Below are 15,414 nucleotides of genomic sequence, written 5' to 3' on the forward strand. Positions count from 1 at the left end.
GGAGCATGCATGGCCACTCTCACCACGCTTTACTCGCTCGTCTACCAGTTCGGCGACAACTTCGCCTACCTGGTGCTCGCCGCGCTCGGTCTCGCAGTGATCTTCGGCATGATGGGCGTGATCAACCTCGCGCACGGCGAGTTCATCATGTGCGGCGCCTATGTCACCATCATCGCCGCGAAGCGCGGCCTGCCGCTGCCGCTCGCGATGCTGCTCGGCGCGCTGGCGGCGGCGTGCGCCGGCGTGATCGTCGAACGGCTCGTGATCCGTCATCTCTATGACCGCCTGTTCGATTCGGTGGTCGCCACCTGGGCCATCAGCCTCATCGTGCAGCAGACCATGCTGCTCGTCGCGGGGCCGTCCATGGAGGGCATCGCGACGCCGTTCGGTTCCTTCTCGCTCGGCGAATATTCGTTCTCGACCTATCGCGCCGTGCTGCCGCTCATTGCCCTCGCGATTCTCTTCGGGCTCTATCTGCTGTTCTTCAAGACCAACTACGGCGTGTGCGCCCGCGCGACCATCCAGAACGCGAGCATCGCGCAATGCCTCGGCCTGCGCACGGACCGGCTCTACACGCTGACCTTTGCGCTCGGCGCCGGGCTCGCGGGCCTCACGGGCGCGCTGTACGCCCCGACCATGACGGCGGTGCCCACCATGGGCAGCAATTTCATCGTGCAGGCCTTCGTCTCGGTGGTCGTGGGCGGCGCGAACGTGATTGCCGGAACGACGCCGGCGGCTGGCGTCCTTGCCATCATCCAGACGGCGCTCACGGCTTCCTATGGACAATTGTTCGGGCAGATCGGGCTGCTGTTGACGGTGATCGTCGTGATCCGGCTGATGCCGCAAGGCCTCGGCAATCTCTTTACCCGCCTGCGCTAGGAGGCCTGCATGAAGCAAACCGGAATGGCTTCCAGCGCTGCGCCCGGCGCTTGCGCGCGGGTCCTGCGCGTGCTGCCGTGGCTCGTTGCGCTGTGCCTGCCGCTCGTCGTCGATGCCAACACCAGCGGCAATCTCGCGTACTGCCTGCTGTGGGCCTTCAGCGCGATGGGCCTGGCCGCGATGTGGGGCTACGGCGGCATTCTGTCGTTCGGGCAGACGGCGTTCTTCGGGCTGTCGGGCTATAGCTACGGCATCTTCACGCTGAACTATGGCGATTACTGGTTTCAGTCGTGGCTCGGTCTCGGCGCGGGGCTCGTGGTCAGCGTGCTGGCGGCTGCGCTGATCGGCTACATGATCTTCTATGGCCGCATCAAGGGCGTGTTCATCGGCATCGTCACGCTGTCCGTGACGCTGGTGCTCGAAACCTTCATGGCGCAGACCGCCGGGCCGCAATGGGCGATCGGGGAAGCGCGGCTCAACGGCTACAACGGCATGGGCGGCATGACGCCGCTGACGATTCCCTGGCCAGGCGGCCCGCTGACGCTGGAGAACGCCAGCTTCTACTATCTCGTGCTGATCCTGCTGATCGTGGTCTACGCCGTCATGCGCAAGCTGTTCGACGGACCGTTCGGTCTCACGCTGATCGCCATCCGCGAGAACCCGCAGCGCGCGGAGATGCTGGGCGTCGACATCCGCCGTCATCAGTGGCTCGTGTTCGTGCTCGGTTGCACGCTGGGCGGTCTGTCGGGCGCGCTCTACACGATCTGGGGCTCCTACATCACTCCATCGACGATGGGCCTCACCGCGGCCGCCTTGCCGGTCATCTGGGTGGCCACATCGGGGCGCAAGACCATTGGCGGGACGATTCTCGGCACCGCGCTGCTGGTCTGGCTCTCGCAGAGTCTCGCCGTGTACGGCAGCCAGTACGCGCTGATCCTGCTCGGCGCAATCCTGCTGATTGTCGTGCTGGCCGCGCCCGAAGGCCTGCTGCCGTTCGTCACGCGGCAACTCGGCAGGCTCGCCGGCCGCGCCGGTGGCGGCGCGCGCCACGGCGGCCCCTGTCTCAAGCGCGAGGAGGGCAAATCATGACCACGCTGCTGGAAACGCGCGGACTCAAGAAGCACTTCGGCGGCGCGCACGTCATCAACGGCATCGACTTCAGCATCGACGCAGGCGAGATTCGCTGCGTGATCGGGCCGAACGGCGCGGGCAAGAGCACCTTCTTCAAGCTCATCACGGGGGAGCATCGGCCGTCGGAGGGGAGCGTGATGTTTCTCGGCGAGGACATGAGCCATGTGCTGCCGCACCAGCGCATCCGTCTGGGCATGAGCATCAAGTTCCAGATACCGGGCGTGTTCCCCGATCTCAGCGTGCGCCAGCATCTGCAACTGTCGCTGCATCGCGCGCGCGACGACCGGCCCGAAAGCCTCGACGACCTGCTCGAGCGCTTCATGCTGGAGCAGGAGGAGCACGTGCTCGCGCGCAATCTGTCGCACGGCAAGAAGCAGTGGCTCGAAATCGCCATGGCGGTCTCGCTGCGGCCGAAGCTGCTGTTCCTCGACGAACCCGTGGCCGGCATGTCGGTCGAGGAAACCCATGCAACGGGCGAACTCATCAAGCGGCTGTCGGCGGCCGGGCTCACGATGATGGTGGTCGAGCACGACATGACCTTCGTCAAGCAGATTGCGTCGCGCGTCACGGTGCTGCACGGCGGCAGCGTGCTGGCCGACGGCCCGCTCGACGAGATCCTCGCGCGCGACGATGTCGCCGAAGTGTATCTGGGGAAAAAGAAATGAGCGCGTTGCTCGAAGTGTCGGGCGTGGAAGCAGGGTATGGCGGCGGACGCGTGCTCAACGGCGTGTCGCTCAGCATCGGACGGGGCGAGATGCTGGCGCTGATCGGCCGCAACGGCGTCGGCAAGACGACGCTGATGCGTGCGCTCATCGGGCTGGTGCCGCTCGATGCCGGAGAGATCGTCCTCGACGGCACGGCTATCGGCCACGAGAAGCCCTACGTGAGAGCGCAGCAGGGCATGGGCTATGTGCCGCAGGGCCGCGAGATCTTCGGCGCGCTGACGGTCGCGGAAAACCTTCAGGTCGGCGCGCAGGCGAACCGGGCGAAGGCCGCGCAGATGCGCGAGCGGGTCGTCGACTATTTTCCGATCCTGAAGCAGCGTTACGCGCAGAAGGCGGGCACGATGAGCGGCGGCGAACAGCAGCAGCTCGCCATTGCCCGCGCGCTCATCAGCGCGCCGAAGGTGCTGTTGCTCGACGAGCCGTCCGAGGGCATCCAGCCGTCCATCGTGGATCTGATCGGCGAGACCTTGCAGCAGATCGCGCGCGAGACCGGCATTGGCGTGGTGCTGGTGGAACAGGACATGGGCATGGTCGAGCGTATCGCGACACGCTGCTGCGTGATGGACAAGGGCCGCATTGTCGAGACATTGAGTCCCGCGCAACTCGGGGACGAGCAACTCATTCGCCAGTATCTGGCACTGTGACGGAGAGCGGAACATGAAATGGCTTGAGGACTCGATCATGATGAAGCGCGGCCAGGGCGCGGGCCGTGAGCCGGTGGAGCATCATCTCACCGAGCAGATGCAGAAGACCTATCACTACACCATCGGTCCGTACTCGGATCCGGTGCTGCACGTGAAGCCGGGCGACCGCATCGTGGTGGAAACGCGCGATGCCTTCGAAGGCAAGATCAAGGAGGAGACGGACAAGCCGTCGCAGGTGCTTCAAGTGCCGTTCCTCAATCCGCAGAACGGGCCGATCATGATCGAAGGCGCCGAGAAGGGCGACGTGGTCGCGGTGTACATCGAGAAGATGGCGCCGCGCGGCCCGGACCCGCACGGCTTCTGCTGCATGATCCCGAACTTCGGCGGGCTGACCGGCACCGACTACACCGCGTTGCTCAACGAGCCCTTGCCGGAAGTGGTGCGCAAGATCAGGATCGACGAGGAGAACGTGTACTGGAGCAAGCGCAACACCTTGCCGTACAAGCCGCATATCGGCACGCTGAGTCTTTCGCCGGAAATCGATTCGATCAACTCGCTCACACCTGATAATCACGGCGGCAACATGGACGTGCCGGACATGGGGCCGGGCAGCATCACGTATCTGCCGGTGCGCTCGCCGGGCGGACGCCTGTTCATCGGCGATGCGCATGCCTGCCAGGGCGATGGCGAGGTGTGCGGCACCGCCGTCGAGTATCAGAGCACGACCACCGTGCGCGTGGACCTCATCAAGGGCTGGCGGATCGACTGGCCGAGGCTCGAGAATGAAGACGCGCTGATGAGCATCGGCAGCGCTCGGCCGCTGGAGGATGCCACGCGCATTGCCTATCGCGAGCTCGTGTTGTGGATGGCCGCGGAGTATGGCTTCGACAAGTGGGACGCGTACATGATGCTGAGTCAGGTGGGCCGCGTGCGCCTGGGCAATTTTGTCGATCCAAAATACACGGTTGGCGCGATGGTCGCGAAGCACTATCTGAAGTAACGCATCATTCAGTCGGAAGAAACGACACCAGACGACCCAGGCGCGAGGCCGCGGCTTCGCGCAAACAAGAGAGCGTGTCAAGAAATGGCTTTGTCCGATCCCATTCGAGTGGGCCTGCTGTGCTCGACCAGCGGTTCGACCGCACTGCTCGAGCAGTCCCAATGGCGAGGCGCCTGTCTCGCCGTCGACGAGATCAATGCGCGCGGCGGTATTGGCGGACGCGAACTCGTTGCGCTGCACTACGACCCCGGCTCCGACCCGGCCGCGTTCCGCGAACTGGCGGAGCGGCTGATCCTTAAGGACGGGGTCAACACCATCTTCGGCGGCTATACGTCCACGAGCCGCAAGGCGATGCTGCCGATCGTCGAAAAGCACAACCGTCTGCTGATCTATGCGCAGATGTACGAGGGCTTCGAGTACTCGGACAACATCATCTATAGCGGCGCGTCGCCGAATCAGAACGGCGTGCAGCTGGCGGACTTCATGACCGAGACCTTCGGCGCGCGGGTGTATTTCGTCGGGTCGAGCTATGTCTATCCGTACGAATGCAATCGCACGATGCAGGAGCTGCTGCTCCAGCATCCCGAAGGCGCGATCCTCGGCGAACGCTATCTGCCGCTCGACGCCACGCGCGAGCAGTTCGAGCAGGTCATCGCCGATATCCGCCGCAAGGCGCCGGACTGGATCTTCTGCACGGTGATCGGCGAGACCGTGCCGTATCTCTACGACGCCTACGCGCATGCCGACTTCGATCCGGCCCGCATGCCCATCGGCAGCCTCAATACTTCGGAGACGGAAATCCGCGCGATGGAGCCCGGCAGCGCCGCCGGCCACATCACGGCCGCGCCGTATTTCCAGAGCATCGACACGGTGGAGAACCATCGTGCGGTCGCGCTGCATCAGTCGCGCTACGGCGCGCACACGCCCACCGACATGAACTGGGAAGCCGCCTACTATCAGATGCACATGTTCGCGGAAGCGTTCGCGCGCGCGGGCTCCGACAAGCTCGCGAGCATCATGCCGCAGCTGCTCGGTTCCGAGTTCAACGCGCCGCAAGGCCGTGTGCGCATCGATCCGGTGAATCATCACATGGCGCTCTATCCGCGCATTGGCCGCGCTTCGGCGGACGGCCAGTTCACCATCCTGCGCGAATCGAAGTTCGCCGTCGGGCCCGATCCCTATATGACGCGTCAGACGCTCGGGGACTGGGTCACGAAGCTGAGCACGCGGGACTCCTGACGTGAGCGCGCGCCCGGACCGAGGCCAGCGGAGCCTCACCAGTTCGATCCTCGAGCGCCATGCGCGGGTGCTCGTCTTCCATCCGGACGACAACGATGGACAGACGCTCGCCAATCACCTGCGGCGCATGGGCTTTCAGGTGGAGCGCTGCTGGCCGCCGCTGGACACCTTGCCCGAGCGCGTCGATCTCGTATTCCGCGCGTTGCTGCCGGAAGAACGCGCGCCCTGCGGCGAGTGGTCCGGCCCGGAAACGCCGCCCGTCATCTGCGTGGTTTCCTACGAGAATCCGACCTTCATCGACCAGGCCATCAAGCTCGGCGCGGACGGCATCGTCACGACGCCGGTGCGCGCTTCGGGTCTGCTCTCGACGGTGGTGATGGCGCTGTATCACTCGAAGCGCGCGCGTCAGCATGCGCAGCGCATCGCGAAGCTCGAACAGAAACTGCTCGACAGCCGGCATCTGCAGGAAGCCAAGAACATCTTGATGATCATGCATCGCGTGAGCGAACGCGAGGCCTACGACATGCTGCGCGCGCAGGCAATGGAGAAGCGCGTGACCATCGACGACATCTGCCACTCCGTCATCCAGGCGGGCGAAGTGCTGCAGATTGCGCGCGGCATGAGTTCAGGGGACGGGCGCGAGAAAGCGTGAGCGCGCCGTCCCGGCGTCTGACCGACATGCACAGGAGCGGCGAACATGGACCTGCAACTGAAGGGCTTGAAGGCGATCGTGACCGGCGGCACCAAGGGCATCGGGCTGGCGATTGCGCGGACACTGGCGGCGGAAGGCGCGGACGTCGCCATCTGCGCGCGCGATGCGGCCGCCGTTGAAACCACCGCGGAGGCGCTGGCCGAATTGAGCGGTGCGCGTGCATCGGGCGCGGCCGTCGATGTGGCCGATGGCGCCGCGCTCAAGGCATGGGTCGCGCGCGTCGGGGCGGACTGGGGCGGGATGGATATCGTCGTGGCCAATGTGAGCGCGCTTGCCATTGGCAACGACATTGAATCCTGGCGCAAGGAGTTCGAGACGGATCTGCTGGGCACCGTGAATCTCGTCGATGCCGCGATGCCGTTTCTGAAGCGAGCCAGGCGGCTTCGATCGTCGCGATATCGAGCGTGTCGGGACGCGAGATCGATTTCGCCGCCGGACCCTACGGCGTGTTCAAGGCCGCGCTGATTCACTACATGCAAGGGCTCGCGAACCAGCTGGCCGCGAAGGGCATTCGCGCGAATACGGTATCGCCGGGCAATGTGTATTTCGAAGGCGGCGTGTGGGACTGGATCGAGCATAACGATGCCGCGCTGTTCGAACGCGCGCTCGCTTTGAATCCGACCGGCCGCATGGCCCGGCCGCAGGAAATCGCCAACGCGGTGGCGTTCATCGCGAGTCCGGCGGCGAGCTTCGTGAGCGGGGCGAACTTCGTCGTCGATGGCGCGCTCACGCGGGGCGTGCAGCTTTGAGCGTCGCGCGTTCGAACACCACCTCAACAGGAGCACCGAATGGAACGAGGCAGTGCGATGGAGATCGATCTGGATACGCTCACGGTCGAAGCCGTGCAGGCGGGTTTCAAGGCCGGCGCCTTCACGGCGGAACACCTGGCGCAGGCCTGCTTCGAGCGGATCGAGCGCGATAACGGGCGCTACAACGCGCTGATCTTCCTGAACCCCGCCGCACTCGACGACGCACGCGAGATCGACCGGCGGCGCGCTGCCGGCGAAGTGCTGGGACCGCTCGCCGGGGTGCCGGTCGTCATCAAGGATCCGATGGACATGGTCGGCTTTCCGACCACGGCGGGATGGAAGAAGCTGTATGGCAAGCATGGCGGCGTCGACCTGATGCCGGCCCGCGATGCGCCGGTCGTCGCACGCATGCGGCGCGCGGGCGCGATCCTGCTCGGCAAGACCAACGTGCCCATCCTGAGTCATACGGGCACGCATGCGAACGACAGCTGGGCAGGCCCGACCCTCAACGTGCCGATGCCCGACCGCGCACCCGGCGGCAGCAGCGCGGGAACGGCGTCGGCGGTGGCATCGGGCATGGCGGTGCTCGGGCTCGCCGAGGAAACCGGCGGGTCGATCCAGAACCCGGCGTCGGCGCAGGATCTCGTCGGCATCAAGCCGACCATCGGGCTGGTGCCGAATGCGGGCGTCGTGCCCTTGTCGGGCAATCGCGATGTCGTCGGGCCGATTGCCCGCACCGTGCGCGACGCGGCGCTGTGCCTCGATGCGCTCGCGGGCTATTCCAGCGAAGACCCGAAGACGCTGGCCGGCGTCGGCCGTCAGCCTGCGGGAGGCTATGCAGCGGCGCTTGCGGCGGATGCGTTGCAGGGCAAGCGCATCGGCTTGTATGGGCCGGGCTGGCGCACGCAAGCGCTCTCCGACGAAGCCGCCGCGCTCTATGAACGCGTGCAGCGGGAACTGGTGGAACTGGGCGCGGTGCTGATCGAGGATCCGTTCGCCGGTTCGGGTTTCGCTGACTTGCGCAAGCCGACGCCGCCGCTCGAACACTTCGATGCGCGTGGACTCGAATCCATTCCGTACGATCTGGAGAAGTATCTGCAACGCCTGGGCAGGGATGCGGCGCTCAAGACGTTCGCGGAGTTCGCCGAAGCGACGCGGGATGACGATGCATTCGGCCCCAATGGCGTGCTGCGTTATCTGCATAGCCTTGCGGACTTTCGCACCGCGTTGGCCGATCCGTCGCTGCCGCCCGAGATGCCGGAATTCGTCGCACTGAAGGCGCGTTACCTGACGATCTTCGACAGCGTGATGAGCCAGCATCGTCTCGATGCGCTCGTGTTCCCGCAGATGCGCAACGAGCTTCCGTCGCTGCACGGCAAGGAAGTCATCCAGGAAACGACCGTCGGCGAGATCAATATCGCGGGTCTGCCGGGCATTGCGGTGCCGGCCGGATACTACGAATCCGGCTCGCCGTTCGGCCTGATCTTCGTCGGACGCCAATGGGACGAGGGCGCGCTGCTCGGCTATGCCTACGCGTATGAATGCGGCACGCAGCACAGGAAGGCGCCGCGGCTTTCCTGACTTCACGTTGGACCGGCGCACGGGCGCCGGTCCGCTCAAAAAAAACCAGCCGATCGGCCTTCTCCGGGTAAACCGCAGGGCTCCGATAACTTCTTGGATATAGTTGGCATACGGAGTATATTTCGATCCAGAGAAATCGAGACCTTGTGGAGGCAGACATCATGCAATTTCATCTCAACGGTTTTCGCACGGACGATCCGGGCATCGAACCCGCCGCCGAAGGCGCGCCGCACGTTGCCATGCCTGACGCGGTGGATGTGCTCATCGTCGGCAGCGGTCCGGCTGGACTCGTGCTCGCGGCACAGCTGGCGCAGTTTGCGTCGATCACCACGCGCATCGTCGAACGTCGTGCGGGACCGTTGCTGATGGGGCAGGCGGACGGCGTCGCGTGCCGCACGGTGGAAATGTTCCATGCCTTCGGTCTCAGCGAACGGCTGCTGCGCGAAGCGTACTGGGTCAACGAAACGGTGTTCTGGCGGCCGGATGCCGCTGACCGGGGCGCGATTCGTCGGACCGGACGCGTTCAGGATACCGAAACCGGCATGTCCGAGTTTCCGCACGTGATCGTGAATCAGGCGCGCTTGCAGGCCTATCTGCTCGATCTGATGCATCGTTCCGCGCAGCGCCTCGAACCGGATTACGCGCTCGAAGTCGTCGATGTCACGCGCGACGACGCTTCTGATCATCCGCTCACTGTCACGCTGAAGCGCACGGAAGGGGAGCGCGCCGGTGAAGAGACGAAGATCCGCGCGCGTTATGTCGTGGGTTGCGACGGCGCCCGCAGCCGCGTGCGTGCGGCCATCGGTCAGACGCTCAACGGCGACGCCGCCAATCACGCGTGGGGCGTGATGGATGCGCTGGCGGTGACCGACTTCCCCGACATTCGCCTCAAGGCCGCGATCCAGTCGGCGAGCAAGGGCAATCTGTTGCTCATCCCGCGCGAGGGCGGTTATCTCGTGCGCTTCTATGTCGATCTCGGCGAAGTGACGCCCGAGAACCGCGACGGCATTCGACAGATCAAGGTGGAGCGCATCATCGGGACGGCGCAGCGCATCCTGCATCCTTATACGCTCGATGTGAAGGAAGTCGCGTGGTTCTCGGTGTATGAAGTGGGCCAGCGTCTGACCGAACGTTTCGACGACGCCTTGACGCCCGATGGCTCATCGCGCGAACCGCGCGTGTTCATCGCGGGCGATGCCTGTCATACGCATAGCGCGAAGGCGGGGCAGGGCATGAACGTGTCGATGCAGGATGGTTTCAATCTCGGCTGGAAGCTGGGCGCAGTGCTTCAGGGCCGCAGCGATGCCAGCCTGCTGCGTACCTATTCCGATGAACGCCAACCGGTTGCGCAGGAGTTGATCGACTTCGACAAGGAATGGTCCGCAATGATGGCCGCGCCGCCGAAAGACCCGGCGCATCCGGAAGCGGGCGGCGTGGATCCGGCGGAGTTGCAGGCGTATTTCGTGCGCGCGGGCCGCTATACGGCGGGCGTTGCCACGCATTACCGGCCGGGTCCGCTGACGGGTGCGACTACGCATCAGGCGCTCGCGCGCGGCTTCACGATCGGCACGCGCTTTCATTCGGCGCCGGTGATCCGCATCGCCGATGCCAGGCCGATGCACCTCGGTCACGCAGCGCTCGCCGATGGCCGCTGGCGTCTGTATGCGTTCGCGGATGCAAGCGGTCGAGCCTTCGATGCGCTCTGTGAGCATCTGGCTGCATGGCTGCGCGACATCACGCCACCTGATGCCGACATCGACAGCGTCATCGATCTGCGCGCGGTGTTGCAGACGCCGCATCGCGACGTGCGCCTGCAGGACTTGCATGCGCTGCTGTTGCCGCGCAAGGGCCGCTATGGGCTGGTGGATTATGAAAAGGTATTTACGCGCGACGAGTCGGCTGATATCTTCGACGCGCGCGGCATCGATCGCGAACGGGGTGCGCTCATCGTGGTCCGTCCGGATCAATACGTCGCGCATGTGCTGCCGCTCGATGCGTTCGATGAACTGAACGCATTCCTGCGTCCGCTGTTCCGAACCCGTTCCACTGCTTGATCCTGTCGACCGTGCCTGCTCAAACACATTCTCCCGCCGCCCTTTCCCGATTCACCGGCAGTCTGGTGCGGCGCGCCCAGCAGCGGCATCTGGCGGTCTGGCAGAGCGAGGTGTCGACGGAGATCACGAGCGTGCAGTACGCCGCGCTTGAAATCCTGCAACGGACGCCGGGCGTGAACCAGCGCCAGCTTGGCGACGAACTCGACGTGGACCGCTCGACCATCGCGGAACTCGTGGCGCGCATGGCCCGCAATGAGCTGATCGAGCGTTCCGACGATCCCGTCGACAAGCGCAGCTACGTGCTGTCGCTGACGCCCGCCGGCAAGAAGCAGCTTGCGACGCTGCGGCCTCGCGTGGAGCAGGTGGAGCGCATCCTGACCGCAAGGTTGTCGGCAGCGGAGGGCCGCGAATTGCGGCGCCTGCTGCTGGCCTTGTTGCCGGAAGAAGCGTGACGCTTTAGTTCGAGCTTTCGAACGGCACGCGCACATTCCCTTCCATCAGCACGCGCGCGCTGCGGCTCATGATGGCCTTCGTCACTTGCCAGGCGCCTTCCGCCTGCACCGCCTCCGCGCCGACCCGCAGCGTGCCCGACGGATGCCCGAAACGCACTGACTGACGCTCGCCGCCGCCCGCCGCGAGATTGACGAGCGTGCCGGGAATCGCCGCCGCCGTGCCGATGGCCACCGCCGCCGTGCCCATCATCGCGTGATGCAGCTTGCCCATCGACATCGCGCGCACGAGCACGTCCACATCTTCCACGCCCACTTGCTTGCCGCTCGATGCCGTGTACGCCGCCGGCCGCGCGACGAACGCGACCTTCGGCGTGTGCTGGCGCGTGGCAATTTCATCGAGGCTCTTGATGAGCCCCATGCGCAGCGCACCGTGCGCGCGGATGGTCTCGAAGCGCTTCAAGGCCGCTTCGTCGCCGTTGATGGCGTCCTGCAACTCGGTGCCGGTGTAGCCGATGGCATCGGCGTTCAGGAAGATGGTCGGAATGCCCGCGTTGATCATCGTGGCCTTCAGCGAGCCGATGCCCGGCACATCGAGATCGTCGACCACGTTGCCGGTCGGGAACATCGCGCCGCCCGCGCCTTCCTCTTCCGCTGCCGGATCGAGGAATTCGAGTTGCACTTCGGCCGCCGGAAAGGTCACGCCGTCGAGTTCGAAGTCGCCGGTTTCCTGCACGGCGCCGTTCGTCATCGGCACATGCGCGATGATGGTCTTGCCGATGTTCGCCTGCCAGATGCGCACGATCGCAATGCCGTTGTCCGGCACGCGTTCCGGATCGACCAGCCCGCCGCCGATCGCAAACGGACCCACCGCCGCCGAGAGATTGCCGCAGTTGCCGCTCCAGTCGACGAAGGCCTTGTCGATCGATACCTGACCGAACAGGTAATCGACGTCGTGACCGGGCCGCGTGCTCGGCGAGACGATCACCGTCTTGCTCGTGCTCGACGTCGCGCCGCCCATCCCGTCGATCTGCTTGCCGTAAGGGTCGGGGCTGCCGATCACGCGCATGAACAGCTTGTCGCGCGCCGCGCCGGGCACGCGCGCGGCCTCGGGCAGATCGTTCAGGCGGAAGAAGACGCCCTTGCTGGTGCCGCCGCGCATGTAGGTCGCGGGGATCCTGATTTGAGGTGCGTGTGCCATGTGAATCGAATCCTTTGAAAGAAGAGACGGCGCGTCAGGCAGCAGCCTTCGACGATTCCAGGAAGTCCTGCGCGAAGCGTTGCAGCACGCCGCCTGCTTCATAGATGGACACCTCTTCGGCGGTATCGAGCCGGCAGGTGACGGGCACTTCCACGCGTTCGCCGTTCTTGCGCTGGATCACGAGCATGAGATCGGCGCGCGGCGTGCGTGCGCCGATGACGTCATAGGTCTCGGTGCCGTCGAGCGCGAGCGTCACGCGGTTCACGCCCGGCTTGAATTCGAGCGGCAACACGCCCATGCCGATCAGGTTCGTGCGATGGATCCGCTCGAAGCCTTCCGCGACGATCGCCTCGACGCCCGCGAGCCGTACGCCTTTCGCGGCCCAGTCGCGCGACGAGCCTTGCCCGTAGTCCGCGCCCGCGACGATGATGAGCGGCTGCTTGCGCTCCATGTAGGTCTCGATGGCTTCCCACATGCGCGTGACCTTGCCTTCGGGTTCGATGCGCGCCAGCGAACCCTTCTTGATCTGGCCATCGACCACGGCCATTTCGTTGATGAGCGTCGGATTGGCGAAGGTCGCGCGCTGCGCGGTCAGATGGTCGCCGCGATGCGTCGCATACGAATTGAAGTCCTCTTCGGGCAAGCCCATCTTCGTCAGATATTCGCCGGCGGCGCTGTTCGCGAGAATCGCGTTGGACGGCGAGAGGTGATCGGTCGTGATGTTGTCGCCGAGCAGGGCGAGCGGCCGCATGCCGCGCAACGTGCGCTCGCCCGCCAGCGCGCCTTCCCAGTACGGCGGACGGCGAATGTACGTGCTCTGGCCGCGCCAGTCGTAGAGCGGGTTGATGGCGTCGCCGCTTTTCTGCGTGAGCGCGAACATCGGCTCATACACGCGGCGGAAATGCTCGGGCTTGACGCTCTGCGCGACGATCGCATCGATCTCCGCATCGTCCGGCCAGATGTCCTTCAGATACACCGGCTGGCCGTTCGCGCCGGTGCCGAGCGCATCCTTCTCGATGTCGAAGTGGATCGTGCCCGCAATCGCATAGGCGACGACCAGCGGCGGCGAAGCCAGGAACGCCTGCTTCGCATACGGGTGAATGCGGCCATCGAAGTTGCGATTGCCGGAGAGCACGGCGGTGGTGTACAGCTCGCGCTCGACGATCTCCTGCTGGATCACCGGATCCAGCGCGCCCGACATGCCGTTGCAGGTCGTGCACGCAAACGCGACGATGCCGAAGCCGAGCTTCTCGAGTTCGGGCAGCAGGGCGGCGTCCTGCAAGTAGAGTTCGACGGCCTTCGAGCCCGGCGCCAGCGACGACTTCACCCACGGCTTGCGCGTGAGGCCTTGCGCATTGGCATTGCGCGCGAGCAGCGCCGCTGCGATCACGTTGCGCGGATTGCTGGTGTTGGTGCAGCTGGTGATGGCCGCGATGATGACCGCGCCGTCCGGCATCTTGCCCGGCGTCTCTTCCCACTTGCCGGCGATGCCGCGTGCGGCGAGCTGCGACGTGGGCAGGCGCTTGTGCGGATTCGACGGCCCCGCCATGTTGCGTTCCACGCTCGACAGATCGAAGCGCAGGATGCGCTCGTAGCGCGCGTTCGTGAGCGTGTCGGCCCACAGGCCCGCGGTCTTCGCGTAGGTTTCGACGAGGCGGATCTGTTCTTCTTCGCGGCCGGTGAGGCGCAGATAGTCGATGGTCTGCTGGTCGATGTAGAACATCGCGGCGGTCGCGCCGTACTCGGGCGCCATGTTCGAGATGGTCGCGCGGTCGCCGAGCGTCAGGCTAGCTGCGCCTGCGCCATAGAACTCCAGATACGCGCCGACGACCTTTTCCTTGCGCAGGAATTCGGTGAGCGCGAGCACGATGTCCGTCGCCGTGATGCCCGGCTGCCGCTTGCCCGTCAGCTCCACGCCGACGATGTCCGGCAGGCGCATCCACGACGCGCGGCCCAGCATGACGTTCTCCGCTTCCAGGCCGCCGACGCCAATCGCAATCACGCCGAGTGCATCGACGTGGGGCGTGTGGCTGTCGGTGCCGACGAGCGTATCGGGGAACGCGACGCCGTTGATCGCGTGGATCACGGGCGACATCCGCTCCAGATTGATCTGATGCATGATGCCGTTGCCCGGCGGGATCACCTCGACGTTCTCGAAGGCCTGCTTGGTCCAGTCGATGAAGTGAAAGCGGTCTTCATTGCGGCGGTCCTCGATGGCGCGATTCTTCTGGAACGCATCGGGATCGAAGCCGCCGCATTCAACAGCCAGCGAATGATCGACGATCAGTTGCACCGGCACCACGGGATTCACCTTGGCGGGATCGCCGCCCTGTTCGGCGATGGCGTCGCGCAGGCCGGCCAGATCGACCAGCGCCGTCTGGCCCAGGATGTCGTGACACACCACGCGCGCCGGATACCACGGGAAGTCGCGCTCGGTCTTGCGCTCGATCAGTTGCAGCAGCGAGGCGTCGAGCATCGCCGGATCGCAGCGGCGCACCAGGTTCTCGGCCAGTACGCGCGACGTGTAGGGCAGGGTGTCGTAGGCGCCGGGCGAGACGGCGTCGACGGCCGAGCGCGCATCGAAGAAATCGCACGGGGTGCCGGGAAGAGGTTTGCGGTTTGCAGTATTCATGGCCGTGTCTCGCTCATCGCATGGTCTGGTTTCAAGGGCCATGCTGCAAGGGTATTGTCGGGGGTCGAACGTTGACTACGATATCAAAAAAGGCCTTGCTGCCGTGCGCGGCGGCAAGGCCCGGGTGTTACATGCGCTTCACTTGCGTTCGCGCAGCGGCGTGAATTTCAGGTTGTCCGGTCCCGTGTAATTCGCGCTCGGCCGGATGATCTTGTTGTCGATGCGTTGCTCGATGATGTGCGCGCTCCATCCCGACGTGCGCGAAATCACGAACAGCGGCGTGAACATGGCTGTGGGCACGCCCATCATGTGGTATGAAACGGCGCTGAACCAGTCGAGATTGGGGAACATCTTCTTCGCGTCCCACATGACCGTTTCGAGGCGCTCGGCGATGCTGAAAAGCTTGGTGTCGCCCGCT

The 15,414-nt window shown here is 65.1% G+C and carries 13 protein-coding genes and 1 pseudogene; 11 read left to right on the forward strand and 3 right to left on the reverse strand.

Annotated features, from left to right (window positions below; genetic code table 11):
- Nucleotides 1-9 precede the first annotated feature (9 nt).
- The 11 genes and pseudogenes from QCE69_RS17685 to QCE69_RS17735 all read left to right on the forward strand — a co-directional run bounded on the left by QCE69_RS17685 (nt 10) and on the right by QCE69_RS17735 (nt 11,166).
- On the forward strand, nt 10-879 hold the full coding sequence (locus QCE69_RS17685) for an ABC transporter permease subunit (RefSeq protein WP_309920932.1): 870 nt from the start codon (nt 10-12) through the stop codon (nt 877-879).
- 9 nt (nt 880-888) lie between these two features.
- Nucleotides 889-1,968, forward strand: a complete 1,080-nt coding sequence (locus tag QCE69_RS17690; RefSeq protein ID WP_409021209.1) for an ABC transporter permease subunit — start codon at nt 889-891, stop codon at nt 1,966-1,968.
- Nucleotides 1,965-2,675, forward strand: a complete 711-nt coding sequence (locus QCE69_RS17695; protein ID WP_309932101.1) for an ABC transporter ATP-binding protein — start codon at nt 1,965-1,967, stop codon at nt 2,673-2,675. The genes QCE69_RS17690 and QCE69_RS17695 overlap by 4 nt, the downstream gene beginning before the upstream one ends.
- Complete coding sequence (locus tag QCE69_RS17700) at nt 2,672-3,379, forward strand: ABC transporter ATP-binding protein (RefSeq protein ID WP_309932102.1); 708 nt, start codon at nt 2,672-2,674, stop codon at nt 3,377-3,379. The genes QCE69_RS17695 and QCE69_RS17700 overlap by 4 nt, the downstream gene beginning before the upstream one ends.
- 13 nt (nt 3,380-3,392) lie before the next feature.
- Complete coding sequence (locus QCE69_RS17705) at nt 3,393-4,379, forward strand: acetamidase/formamidase family protein (RefSeq protein WP_309920936.1); 987 nt, start codon at nt 3,393-3,395, stop codon at nt 4,377-4,379.
- Nucleotides 4,380-4,463: 84 nt separating this feature from the next.
- Complete coding sequence (locus QCE69_RS17710; RefSeq protein ID WP_309932103.1) at nt 4,464-5,618, forward strand: transporter substrate-binding domain-containing protein; 1,155 nt, start codon at nt 4,464-4,466, stop codon at nt 5,616-5,618.
- A 1-nt stretch (nt 5,619) separates the two neighbouring features.
- On the forward strand, nt 5,620-6,270 hold the full coding sequence (locus QCE69_RS17715; protein WP_309920941.1) for an ANTAR domain-containing protein: 651 nt from the start codon (nt 5,620-5,622) through the stop codon (nt 6,268-6,270).
- Nucleotides 6,271-6,315: 45 nt separating this feature from the next.
- Nucleotides 6,316-7,079, forward strand: a pseudogene (locus QCE69_RS17720) (SDR family NAD(P)-dependent oxidoreductase).
- Nucleotides 7,080-7,118: 39 nt separating this feature from the next.
- Entirely contained in the window at nt 7,119-8,660 is a 1,542-nt protein-coding gene (locus QCE69_RS17725) for an amidase (protein WP_309920947.1), read from the forward strand.
- A 161-nt stretch (nt 8,661-8,821) separates the two neighbouring features.
- Nucleotides 8,822-10,714 (forward strand): FAD-binding monooxygenase, encoded by a 1,893-nt coding sequence (locus tag QCE69_RS17730; protein ID WP_309920950.1) that lies wholly within the window; start codon nt 8,822-8,824, stop codon nt 10,712-10,714.
- 11 nt (nt 10,715-10,725) lie between these two features.
- The gene (locus QCE69_RS17735; protein ID WP_309932104.1) at nt 10,726-11,166 is read left to right on the forward strand and encodes a MarR family transcriptional regulator; all 441 of its coding nucleotides are present in this window, start codon (nt 10,726-10,728) and stop codon (nt 11,164-11,166) included.
- Between the two features lie 4 nt (nt 11,167-11,170).
- On the opposite strand, the gene prpF is transcribed toward QCE69_RS17735, so the two are convergent.
- From prpF to QCE69_RS17750, 3 genes are all read right to left on the reverse strand, one after another.
- Nucleotides 11,171-12,364 carry a 2-methylaconitate cis-trans isomerase PrpF gene (gene prpF / locus QCE69_RS17740; RefSeq protein WP_309932105.1) on the reverse strand — a complete coding sequence of 398 codons (1,194 nt, stop codon included), beginning with the start codon at nt 12,362-12,364 and terminating at the stop codon, nt 11,171-11,173.
- Between the two features lie 34 nt (nt 12,365-12,398).
- Entirely contained in the window at nt 12,399-14,996 is a 2,598-nt protein-coding gene (gene acnD / locus QCE69_RS17745) for a Fe/S-dependent 2-methylisocitrate dehydratase AcnD (protein ID WP_309932106.1), read from the reverse strand.
- A gap of 138 nt (nt 14,997-15,134) precedes the next feature.
- On the reverse strand, nt 15,135-15,414 hold a 280-nt coding region (locus QCE69_RS17750), incomplete at its 5' end, for a citrate/2-methylcitrate synthase (protein ID WP_309932107.1).

Source organism: Caballeronia sp. LZ032 (assembly GCF_031451315.1).
Classification (GTDB): domain Bacteria; phylum Pseudomonadota; class Gammaproteobacteria; order Burkholderiales; family Burkholderiaceae; genus Caballeronia.

What these genes read in the sequence shown, in the direction of transcription:
- QCE69_RS17685 (WP_309920932.1), top strand. Translation starts at nt 10, where the DNA reads ATGGCCACTCTCACCACGCTTTACTCGCTCGTCTACCAGTTCGGCGAC.
- QCE69_RS17690 (WP_409021209.1), top strand. Translation starts at nt 889, where the DNA reads ATGAAGCAAACCGGAATGGCTTCCAGCGCTGCGCCCGGCGCTTGCGCG.
- QCE69_RS17695 (WP_309932101.1), top strand. Translation starts at nt 1,965, where the DNA reads ATGACCACGCTGCTGGAAACGCGCGGACTCAAGAAGCACTTCGGCGGC.
- QCE69_RS17700 (WP_309932102.1), top strand. Translation starts at nt 2,672, where the DNA reads ATGAGCGCGTTGCTCGAAGTGTCGGGCGTGGAAGCAGGGTATGGCGGC.
- QCE69_RS17705 (WP_309920936.1), top strand. Translation starts at nt 3,393, where the DNA reads ATGAAATGGCTTGAGGACTCGATCATGATGAAGCGCGGCCAGGGCGCG.
- QCE69_RS17710 (WP_309932103.1), top strand. Translation starts at nt 4,464, where the DNA reads ATGGCTTTGTCCGATCCCATTCGAGTGGGCCTGCTGTGCTCGACCAGC.
- QCE69_RS17725 (WP_309920947.1), top strand. Translation starts at nt 7,119, where the DNA reads ATGGAACGAGGCAGTGCGATGGAGATCGATCTGGATACGCTCACGGTC.
- QCE69_RS17730 (WP_309920950.1), top strand. Translation starts at nt 8,822, where the DNA reads ATGCAATTTCATCTCAACGGTTTTCGCACGGACGATCCGGGCATCGAA.
- prpF (WP_309932105.1), bottom strand. Translation starts at nt 12,364, where the DNA reads ATGGCACACGCACCTCAAATCAGGATCCCCGCGACCTACATGCGCGGC.
- acnD (WP_309932106.1), bottom strand. Translation starts at nt 14,996, where the DNA reads ATGAATACTGCAAACCGCAAACCTCTTCCCGGCACCCCGTGCGATTTC.